The organism is Cellulosilyticum lentocellum DSM 5427 (assembly GCF_000178835.2).
GTDB lineage: Bacteria > Bacillota > Clostridia > Lachnospirales > Cellulosilyticaceae > Cellulosilyticum > Cellulosilyticum lentocellum.
Genome location: NC_015275.1, coordinates 253932 through 264818, shown reverse-complemented (window position 1 = coordinate 264818; position 10887 = coordinate 253932). Strand labels below are relative to the sequence as shown.

Annotated in this window: 8 protein-coding genes; 3 read left to right on the top strand and 5 right to left on the bottom strand. The window is 35.8% G+C overall.

The genetic code is table 11. The annotated features are described in order from the left end of the window. Positions 1-386: 386 nt before the first annotated feature. The 3 genes from CLOLE_RS01235 to CLOLE_RS01225 all read right to left on the bottom strand — a co-directional run bounded on the left by CLOLE_RS01235 (position 387) and on the right by CLOLE_RS01225 (position 4394). Positions 387-2231, bottom strand: coding sequence for a hypothetical protein (locus CLOLE_RS01235; RefSeq protein ID WP_013655254.1), 1845 nt, complete (start codon positions 2229-2231; stop codon positions 387-389). A 131-nt stretch (positions 2232-2362) separates the two neighbouring features. Next, complete coding sequence (locus tag CLOLE_RS01230) at positions 2363-3916, bottom strand: stalk domain-containing protein (RefSeq protein WP_013655253.1); 1554 nt, start codon at positions 3914-3916, stop codon at positions 2363-2365. Positions 3917-4076: 160 nt separating this feature from the next. Further along, positions 4077-4394, bottom strand: a complete 318-nt coding sequence (locus CLOLE_RS01225) for a methyl-accepting chemotaxis protein (RefSeq protein WP_162145054.1) — start codon at positions 4392-4394, stop codon at positions 4077-4079. A gap of 112 nt (positions 4395-4506) precedes the next feature. Here CLOLE_RS01225 and CLOLE_RS22310 point away from each other — a divergent pair. Beyond that, positions 4507-5648, top strand: a protein-coding gene (locus CLOLE_RS22310) for an IS3 family transposase (RefSeq protein ID WP_242825749.1) whose coding sequence is annotated in 2 segments (ribosomal slippage) — positions 4507-4756 and positions 4756-5648 — 1143 coding nt in all. Because the reading frame shifts where the segments join, the coding sequence is not laid out codon by codon here. Positions 5649-5691: 43 nt separating this feature from the next. Here the strand turns inward: CLOLE_RS22310 and CLOLE_RS01210 are convergent. Together CLOLE_RS01210 and CLOLE_RS01205 are read right to left on the bottom strand one after the other, a co-directional pair. Beyond that, positions 5692-6711 (bottom strand): methyl-accepting chemotaxis protein, encoded by a 1020-nt coding sequence (locus CLOLE_RS01210; RefSeq protein ID WP_050794655.1) that lies wholly within the window; start codon positions 6709-6711, stop codon positions 5692-5694. A gap of 214 nt (positions 6712-6925) precedes the next feature. Beyond that, on the bottom strand, positions 6926-7744 hold the full coding sequence (locus CLOLE_RS01205; protein WP_013655251.1) for a MerR family transcriptional regulator: 819 nt from the start codon (positions 7742-7744) through the stop codon (positions 6926-6928). Between the two features lie 184 nt (positions 7745-7928). On the opposite strand from CLOLE_RS01205, the gene CLOLE_RS01200 reads away from it, so the two are divergent. Continuing rightward, positions 7929-8627, top strand: a complete 699-nt coding sequence (locus CLOLE_RS01200; protein ID WP_013655250.1) for an ABC transporter ATP-binding protein — start codon at positions 7929-7931, stop codon at positions 8625-8627. A 13-nt stretch (positions 8628-8640) separates the two neighbouring features. Then, the gene (locus CLOLE_RS01195) at positions 8641-10887 is read left to right on the top strand and encodes an FtsX-like permease family protein (RefSeq protein WP_013655249.1); all 2247 of its coding nucleotides are present in this window, start codon (positions 8641-8643) and stop codon (positions 10885-10887) included.

The window sequence follows — 10887 nt, the reverse complement described above, 5'->3', positions numbered from 1 at the left end:
AACAAATTACGTTATCATTGCCGGGAAAGTCTCCGAATTGACGACAATGAATCTAGATATACTAGCAGTTACTCCCTCTATATATATGTATATGATTGTAACTGAGTATAAATTTATTTTTTGCAATTGTCAATTATTTTTCATTATATTTTTATTAGTTCAACCATCTGCTATTCTCATTTCTTTAAGAAATGCCCTCATTACTTTGCTTTTCAATATGATACTAGGATCTATTCCATCATGTAGATTTGGTATAAACATTACATTAAATCAAAAGGTGACCACCGTGTATCTATTATACATAGTGGTCACCTTTTAAGTTAAAACATCCAAAATATATTATTATCTCTTTGATTGTACTACTTTCATCTTTCTTCTATTACTCTTCATCTTTCTTCTTCTACTTTCTTTTGTTGCTCTAGCCTTTGATTAAATACTTCTTCAGTAATAGGGGTAAGGGTGTAGGTTGTAGAACCATCCACATTTACTTCACAGCTACCATTCATTGATAACGTTATCCTTGTCCCTATTGTCATCACTGTGGTTATTTCGTATGAATCATAAGGATTAAGATGGGCTATGATCCCTCCTTCTTCTACCATTAAGCTAGCTCTACTGTAGCCCTCATAAGTTTGCATACAAGAAACCTGCTCTACCCCATCACGATATAACCTAAATGTACCATCTGATTCCATTTTCACTAAGCAGTTATAGTCAGCGCAAGCATAGGCTCCTACAACTTCATCATATTTTAACTTTCTGATGTATGTTAACTGATTAACTAATACTTTATCGTAAGTATTGGCATCATCTAGTATATCAACGATGCCAGTAGCCTTATTGTATGCTTTTATAGCGACTTTTTGCTCATTTCCTTCTCCTTCTAGACAAGCATAAGTAAGATATTTTCCATATAAAGAAGTAGTATAATCCCCCTGTGCTTGATCTGTTAGTAAAATAGGCTGTTCTAATGCTTCAAGTTCTTTATTATTAATGTCTTGCTGAACAAAAATTTCATTTTTAGCAGTCCTATAAACCACATAGTCATTAAATAGATCTTCTTGCAGTGAGCCACTGGCTAATTTGAATTTCATGTTGTTTCTACATAAATAAAGTGTTCCATCTTGTGTACGTGCCATAATATTGCCATGGCTAGGGCTAGACTTGAAGTAACTGCAATTTTTTAATATTGCAGTTACTTTGCACTCTTCTAAGGCCTTTATAAAGTAAGTTCTATTCCCTAAATACTTTTTATTAACTTTAGGTACTGCTAGCTGATAAAGTATCTGCTCAGAATTCAAATAATATATACTATTATCTTCTTCACAATAACTATAGCTTGTTACGTTTTCCGCCACCTTTATAGCTTCTTGCCCTTTTAATTTGACATATAGATGACTCACATTAGGTTCTGAAGAGCTATGTCCTATAAAGCATAATAGCTTTTGTTTATTCGAACCTTCTAGCTGCGTTAAATCTATGTCATCTATATTTTCTATGCGTTCTTCTTGTATTTTCTGGCCTCTAGCATGATAAATGACATAAGCTGGGTTACCACCATTTAATCTGCATAGTACTTCATTTTTACCAATCACACTATACTCTTCAACATTGGCTGCAATTTGTTTTTTATCGCCGCCCTTACTTTTCTTGTACAAATGATTGCTTGCATCTAGATAATAAATGTCTTCACTGTCTTCATCGATGTACACATTGTTTTGCTCAGCATCAGTATATATTCCTTTAAAATTATTTCTAATATCATAAAAATACCATTGGCTAGAGTCTAGACTACTGTTAAAAAATAAGTACTTACCACTTTTACTAAAGTTAAGCCCATCGCCACTTACATTCTCACTTATTTGAATAGCTGCTACTCCTTGTTTAGCAATATATAAGTTATTCGTATGATCTACGTAGGCTAAAGTCCCACTAATAGCTGAGTATGCATATTGTTCACTGCCTATCTGTTTAGCTATTAATTGCTTTTCTTCTCCTATGTTCTTTATGTATAAATTTCCAACCCCTGGCGTGTTCCAGTTTGTATACTCGAATCCAACCATTGCATTTAATTCATAATTTTCCTCAAACGCTGCACCTACTGCGGCATCCATTCCCTTATAGAAAATAATTCCTACGCCTAAACCTAGGCCTATGAGAACGAGCAAAGTCATAAAAACATAAAACCTATTCCCTCCATCCTTTTCCTGGCTACTAGCCCTGCACTGCATTTTATTCCTCCTCACTTCTGACTTAGCTCATCATTCTCAATAGGAATTTAACCTAATAAAACCCCTTTTATGATAAATTTTAAGCGATTACTAAGTAGCTTCTGATACAAAGTAATCGCTATTTTTATTTTTTAATTTGTTCTAGTGATAGTTGCTTCTTTTTTATTATTATCCCAATCTACAGTTACCCCTTTAGATTTAAAGGCCTTAGCAATTTGAGAAACAGGAAGCAAAATACGATTGTTTTGTGAAACAGCTGTGCCATCCATTAAAATTGTTTGGCTACCTACAGTCATTATATTGGAGTTTAGCTTCACCTTGATCACATCGCTGCCGTCAATAATGGTTGCTTCCTTGTTTTTTGAGTCCCAAGTAATTTGATTCTCATTGATGCCTAAAGCATAAGCTGTTTGGCGAAGAGGTAAATACGTTCTTTGACCAATTACAGCTGGTGGTGTATCCATTGGAGACTGCAGCGCACCATTCTTAGTCCAGTTCCTGTCATTAAGTTTAAATTTAACCACTTGCTGTACTTTATTCTCTATAGCAATATAAATTGACTTTTCCTCTTTGTTGCCAGCTCTATCTTTGACACTCACTAAGTAATTACCTGTTTGTATAACAGGATAGTTTACAGTACCACCACCTGCTGCTATACTTACCACCTTGCCATTAACAACAAGCTCTGTAATCTGGTTATTGTCCTTAGCTGTGATTATAATAACCGCACCATTAGCTGTTTTGCTTTGTGAAAGTACTAAGGTTGGCTTTTCCTTATCAATTATTTCATTAACATCTACATAAATACTTTCTGTGCTTTCCATGTTAAGGTCATCTTGTAAGACAACTTTATAGGTACCTGACTTACTAACTTCATATGTTACTTCTTCTCCTCTAGAAGCAATAGTAACTTTCGTGCTATTTACAGTTAATGTACTAAGTTTGTTACTATTAGTAGGCTCTCCCTTAATGATGAGATACCACTTCTTATCCTTATATTCTTTACTCACCTTTAAAGTAGGTTTATTGGCATTGATACTTACTTTATAATTCTTAGTGGTTTCATTACCAGCATCATCTGTTACAACCACTGTATATTCCCCTGCTTTAGTCACTTCATATTCTCTAGTATCTCCACTTTCATTAAAGGTAATGCGTGTACCATCTACAGTTACTTTAGTAATCTTACCATTATCTGATGCTCTTATCACCAAATAGTACTTGCTATTTTTAGTCGTCTGCCACACATCTACTGTGGGACTCGTTTTATCCTTAACTGTCACTTTATAAGATGTACTTCCAAAGTTCCCTAATTTATCTTGAAAACTAATGGTATAAGTCCCACTTGATGTCATCTCACACTTATATGTACCTGATACGGCATCTCCACTAACTAATGTGGCATACTTGCCACCTACTTGTACATAATTCACACCACTAGGATCGTTAAGTGAAATCATGAGATAAGTCTTTCCATCCTTTTCTTCAGTCCATGCACTATTAAATTGAGGTGCTGCTTTATCCACCCCTATGGCCCCAGGCGTTGTGCTAGTTACTTCTACACTTGCCAAAGCTAATACTGCATAATTTGTAGGACTATACGTCTTAGCATATAAGCAAGATAATTGTCCAGTAAACACTATACTCGTTGCTAAAACACTTGCTACTCTTTTATTTAATTTCATATCTATTATCTCTCCTCATATAGGTTATATAACTACTATAAACCCATTTTATTACAAGAGCATCAAATTTGCACTAATTTTCTAATTATTTATTATTTTATAATTAAATAAAGCACTCCGAAAGAAAACTTTTCTTTCCAGAGTGCTTCTTTGAAGTGCATTAAGCAATTTTGAATTCTCCTATAGCACTATCTAATTGCTCTGCAATTGCTGCTAGTTGTTTTGAAGATCTCTCCATTTTTTCTATGCCTTTGAGTTGGTCTTGTCCTGCCGCTGCTACTTCTTGCATGCTTGCTGCAGACTCTTCAGCTACCTTTGCCATATTACGTGTACGATTAGAAATACTTTGAGAATTTTCATTCACCTTTTGCATCCCATTAGCTGTTTTTTTAAGGCCTAAGACCATGTCCTCATAACAAGCTTTGATATCGCTAAAGGCTCTATCTGTAATCATTACACAATCCTCTTGCTCTTTCACAAGTGCATGAGATAAGCCTATGTTTTCTACTACCTGTGGATCTATATTAAATAAGTAGACACGATTTGATATTAGTGATTATATTAAAGTAGACACAAAAGGAGGTGCCCACATGGCAACTAAACAAACTCGTTATGATGAAGATTTTAAAAAATCAATCGTTGCACTTTATCATAATGGCAAAACTCAGACTTCTCTCTGCCAAGAATATGATATTTCACAGACTTCTCTCGCTAAATGGATTAAACAATATTCTACTGTTGAAACCGATGATGGCAAAGTCCTAACTGCTAAACAAATTAAAGAAATGCAAAAAAGAATGGCTCAACTTGAGGAAGAGAACCTCATATTAAAAAAAGCGATTGCCATATTCACGCCACACTCTCTGAGCGACTAGATGCTGTTTATAAACTACGTTTTCAGCATGATATTAAAACCCTTTGCCGCGTACTTAACGTAAATCGCAGCACTTACTATAAGCACTTCAACTCCGAACCTGCTCCAAGAGTAAAAGAGAATCTAAATATCAAACGTGTCATTCTTCAGATTTATTCTGACTATGATAAATGTCTTGGTGCTTATAAAATTACATATATCCTCAGTCGTGATTATGGTATAAACATCAGCGTGGGACGAGTGTACCGACTGATGCAATCAATGTCTCTTCCTAAAATGTCTACAGATAAACCTTGTAGAGTAAAACATCACAATCAGGGAGAATGCGATAATCACCTCCATCAGGAATTTAACCAAAAGGCTCCAAATCTTGTCTGGGCTAGTGATTTCACTTACATAAAAGTTAATGGTAAATGGTATTATCTTTGCATTGTCATGGACTTGTTTTCTAGAAAAATCATTGGTTGGCACATAGCTAGCAACCACGATGTCACCTTAACAATGTCAGCTTTTAATAAGGCTTATAAAAGCCGTCATGTTCAGTATGGACTCATATTTCACTCTGACCAGGGAGCTGAGTATACTGCTTTTGCATTTAGAAATCTCTTAGATTCCTATAATGTTGTGCAGTCATTTTCTAAAAAAGGATACCCTTTCGATAATGCTTGTTGTGAAAGTTTTTTCAAATATCTCAAAAAGAATCGCACCAATCGCAGAAGCTATCATACCCTAGAGGAACTTCGACTAGATATTTTCGAGTACATTGAAAATCTATATAACAATCGTCTTCCCCACGGTGCGATTGGATATAAAACGCCAAATGAGTTAGAAGCAGAATACTGGGATCAGCACGCATAATTATTGATCTCAACAAATTTTTTCGTTACAAATCGTGTCCAAACTATTGACTATACTCCACCTGACTAGCCTTATGCGTTGTCTTTTCTATCACTTTAATAATATTTTTCGAAGCTTTTTCTGACTCTTCTGCAAGACTTCTAATCTCTGCTGCTACCACTGCAAAGCCTTTTCCTGCTTCTCCTGCTCTAGCTGCTTCAATAGCAGCATTTAGTGCAAGTAAATTGGTTTGATTAGCAATAGCTGTAATAACCTCCATGGTGCTTGCTACTTCTTCTATCATATTTTTTAATGCTTCCATGGACTCATTTAGTTCACCTGATAAAGCTACATGTTCTTTCATCTTATCTTCTTGCTTCTTAACAGCCATTTCTCCTTCTTCTATAATCTTTAAGGATTGACCTGCACCCTCTGCTGAACTTGAGGTTTCTTTTGTGACTTGATCAATCAAGGCTGCCACCTCTAGAAGGGTTTGATTGATATCTTGAATAATCTGAGCTTGAGTGCTATTTCCTGATGCTACCTCATTAATGGCAGCAGACATTTGTGTAATAGTCGTAGCATTTTCCTGTGCCCTTTCTCCTATATCATGAGCCTGGGTATTGAGGACTCCTGCTGTATGTTGTAGTTTTTGAATAATATTTTTAAAGGCCTCAGTAGTATTTCCCAATGCTTTAGCTAAGATGCCATTTTCATCTTGGCGCTTTGCAAGCGCTTCTAAAATATCTTGTTTAGTTAAATCAAGCTGTACCATTTGCTTAGACACCTCGGTAATTTGCGTAATAGGTTTAGCAATGGAGCGGCCTAATATGTACGCTACCACAGCTCCTATGATTAGAGATACGATTAGACCTATTAAAATAGGAGTTGGCATCAAAGAAGTTAATTTTTTCATTCCCTGTCCTATATTTTCTCCAGCTTGTCCTGGTGAATTTGATGTCATCATATCCATAGTGTTATTCCTATTATTATTCATATAGATAGAAACACCTACATTAATCACTGCAATCACCACGGTATTAAGTAACGATAGACTCATAATCTTAGTTGCTATTTTCTTCATATATGTCCCCTTCATTTAAGTGTATTATTGATGCAATAGAATTATATTTCGGAAACCTTAAAACAATCTTAAATCAAAGATTAATATTGTTTTTTAAAATAGTTCACCATAAATACTAAATAAGCAAGGGGTTTTTAACAAAAAAGCGGCACCTTGTATCACATATACTTGGTTGCCGCTTTCTCTCATACCTATCTAACTAGCTGAATATTATTTATTTTTTTCTAACTGGATAACACACTTCTGTTACTAATTCATCTGGATTTTGTGTTTCATATGGGCTTACATGATAAATACAAAATGATACACCATCAAAGGCATAGTCATTATCTCTCACCCAATTAGCTACGGCTTCATTGACTTCATTTATTTGGTCATAGCTTCCTTTATAGGTGGCTGATGCCATTAAAATAGGCTCTACTGTTTTAAAGATGACATGTTCAGTATTAGGGTAAGTTCCTTTTACTGATTTTTGTATCTCTACATCTACATTACTTTCCTTATGCTCAGCATCATGGAAGATGGCAAGGGTATAACAAGGATCATCTGCTTGCAAATTAAGAGGTCCACATTCCTCCATCAGGATTCCCCAAAGCATACCTTCTGCCTTATAAGATGGAATCACTTGCCTTACACTTGCTACTGTTCGTTTTGGTAACTCTTTTAAAGTCACATTATATTTCATAACTGCTTCATCCTTTCCTAATCGGTTGATAGTCGTTTCAAGGAGTCTTAGCATTCTACCCACTTCTTCCTGCTTCTCACACACTTCACGCTGTTTAATGATGAGATACTTTTTAAGTGCTTCTTGATCTGTGTAGCTTTCTAATATCTCAGCAATCATAGCTAGACTAAAGCCCATATCTTTCAGCGCTGTAATACGATTCACTACGGGCAGCTGCGCCTCACTATAATAACGATAGCCTGTGAAATCATCTATCATCTCAGGCATCAAAAGTCCTATCTCATCATAGTGCCTAAGCATACGAATACTAATCCTTGATAACTTTGAAAACTCCCCTATTTTTAACATTTATTTTTACCTCACATATATGTGTTTTTGAGCTCAATTTGAGTATAAAGTATACCACAGTGTAAGAGTCAATTGCCATTTTAATTTTTATTTAAAATTTTTAAATTAATATTGACATTCTGCCACCAAAGTCATACCATATGACTATAATTATATTTTTAGTCATACAGCAAGGAGGGCTTTTATGTTTTTAGAAGTAACTGATTTAGTGAAAACCTATGAAACCGGAGCCGGTAGCTTTAACGCAATGGATCATGTCTCTTTTCATATTCACCAAGGTGAAATAGCTGTTATCTTAGGGCCTTCTGGTTCTGGCAAGTCTACTTTAATGAATATTGTAGGTGGACTAGAATCCGCCACCTCTGGAAGTCTCAAAGTAGAAGGTAAGGAAATTTCTACACTCTCACCTAAGGCGCTTGGCCTTTACCGCAGGGATACTGTAGGATTTGTCTTTCAGTTTTACAATCTTATTCCCAATCTAACAGTGAGAGAAAACGTAGAAATCTGCTCTCACTTGGGAAAAGAGCCTCTAGACATAGATGAATTACTTACTAAAGTAGGTCTTACTGAACAAACACACAAATTTCCTTCTCAGCTTTCTGGTGGTCAGCAGCAACGTGTGGCTATTGCTAGAGCTTTAGTGAAGAATCCAAAGCTGCTCTTATGTGATGAACCAACTGGTGCCCTTGATTACAAAACCTCCAAAGAGGTTTTAGCACTTTTTGAAGAAATCAATCGTAATTATCATACAACTATCTTGATGATTACCCATAATGACGCCTTTCAGGCTATGTCTCATCGAACCATTCGTATCAAGGATGGGAAGATTTTAAGTAATGAACTGAATCAAACGAGAAAAACCATAGCGGAAATTGACTGGTAAGGAGGTACTAGCCTTGAATTTTAAAAGAATGCTACGCGATTTTAAAGCAAATAAAATCAAAAATCTAAGCTTTATTTTACTTATTATATTAAGTAGCATGGTCATTATAGGCTTTAATCGTTCATCTACCAGCTATATCCTGGCAGTAGATAAGTTCTATATGGACTACCATGCTGAAGATGGAGAATTCACCTTAGAAAGTCCACTCTCAGCTAAACAAATACGCACCTTAGAAAACCGCTTTCAGCTTACCTTAGAAGAGGTCTTATTGACAGATATCAAGCTAAAAACCCTTCCTAATGAACCTATTCTTCGGGTCTTTTCTATGGACCGTTCTATTAATCAAGTGGCACTATTAGATGGTATCTTTCCTTCTTCTTCAGAGGAAATTCTCCTAGACTCTAAATTTGCTGAAGCCTTAGGGTATCAAATAGGTGACTCTATTACCTTATCAGGTGCCTCCTTTAGAATCAGTGGCTATGGTATATCTCCCGATTATGTCTATACCTTAAAAAATCCCGGGGACTTTATGGGGATGGCAAATAGTTTTGGCATAGCTTACTTAGCGCCTGATGGCTATGAACGCGTCAAACAAAAGAATGCAGAAGCAACTTTATACAGTTATCAAACTACCGCCAAAGATACGACATCATTTAAAATTTACCTTCAAAAAAATCTTTCTTTAGTTTCTTTTCTGGAACGCAAAGATAATAGCCGTATGACTACTGTTTATAATGATGCCAGTGCACCTAGCCTTATCTCGCTGATTATGGGTGTCTTACTGCTTTGTATTATTGGTTTTATTATTTCTATTTCCATACGTAATACCATCCAAAGTGAAAGTCAAATCATTGGTATTCTCTATGCTCAAGGCATCAATGCCAGAGAACTTTTAAGCTACTATTTAATGCTTCCTACCCTCTTGGTTGTAATAGGTGCTGTTATTGGTTATTTACTAGGCCTTGTTATATCTGGCCCTTTACTTATCCTTCAATCAAGTCAGTATACAGTTCCTCATGTGATCCTTGTTACCCCTTGGTATTTGGTGGTAATAGGCATTATCGTACCTATTACTCTTACTTTGGATATCACCTTTATCTATGTTAGAAAAGCCCTGCAACAAACACCCCTTTCACTTCTGAGAGGTAGTCATTCCAACATGAAAGTGTCACGGGTGGAAATGCTTTTCTCCTTTGGGAATTTTTCCTTCTTCAAACGCTTTCGCCTAAAAGCTATGATGAGAGAGTTTGGAAGTATCTTGGCCTTATTCTTAGGTGCTACCCTCTCTATGTTTATCCTATTTACAGGGTTGTACATGAAGGATTCTTGCGTGGATTATATGAATGAACTCCCCAATTCTATTCCCTATGACAATCTTTATACTTTTTATAGTCCAAAGGATTTACACAAATACAGTCAGCAAGGTGAGCTTACTGCCCTATACAATGTGAAATTCAATTATAAGGGAGTAAACAAAAACCTTACTTTGCAAGGCATTAACCCTCAAAGTGCTTTCTTCAACATGCCTGAGTTACAGACTTTAGGCCAGCATGAGATACTGATTTCCCCTAGCGTTTATTACAAATTTGGTATTCAAGTAGGCGATACCCTTACCCTTTATGATGACCAAGATAGTGATAAAACCTATCAGGTCTGTGTAAAGGGACTGGCTCCTTATGATTATGGTCTATACTTATATACATCGCTGCCTAATTATCACCATATCCTAGACCTACATCAAAATAGCTCCAATGCTCTCATGACTTATAGTCCTCTACACATAAAGGATACTAAAGTACTAAGCGAAACCAATAAGCAGAAAATAGTAGATGGTATGAAAAATTTCACTATGCTTATCACCGCCTTTACTAGCATTATCATTGTAGTTGCCAGTATCATCCTCATTGTGGTGATCTACATGCTAATGAAGATGATGATTGATAAAGGTAAGGTAAATATCTCTATGGTGAAAATATTCGGTTATCATCCCAAGGAAGTATCCGCTCTTTATCTAAGAGGTAATTACTTCTTCTTATTAATAGGCTATCTACTTGCTATCCCTGCTAGCTACAATCTCACCAAACTATTCTTTGATAGTATCTTTGAGTCCATGGACCAATATATTTTGCCTAGCTTAAATCCTTTTTCTTATGTATTAGGTTTTGTCATGATGACACTGAGCTACGCCTTTACCACCCTACTACTTAAAAATAATCTTAATCAAATCAGCCTTACTGAGGCGCTTAAAAATAGAGAATAG

Excerpts from the sequence above, each read along its gene's own strand:
- CLOLE_RS01235 (WP_013655254.1), bottom strand. The coding sequence starts at position 2,231 with ATGCAGTGCAGGGCTAGTAGCCAGGAAAAGGATGGAGGGAATAGGTTT.
- CLOLE_RS01230 (WP_013655253.1), bottom strand. The coding sequence starts at position 3,916 with ATGAAATTAAATAAAAGAGTAGCAAGTGTTTTAGCAACGAGTATAGTG.
- CLOLE_RS01210 (WP_050794655.1), bottom strand. The coding sequence starts at position 6,711 with ATGAAGAAAATAGCAACTAAGATTATGAGTCTATCGTTACTTAATACC.
- CLOLE_RS01205 (WP_013655251.1), bottom strand. The coding sequence starts at position 7,744 with ATGTTAAAAATAGGGGAGTTTTCAAAGTTATCAAGGATTAGTATTCGT.
- CLOLE_RS01200 (WP_013655250.1), top strand. The coding sequence starts at position 7,929 with ATGTTTTTAGAAGTAACTGATTTAGTGAAAACCTATGAAACCGGAGCC.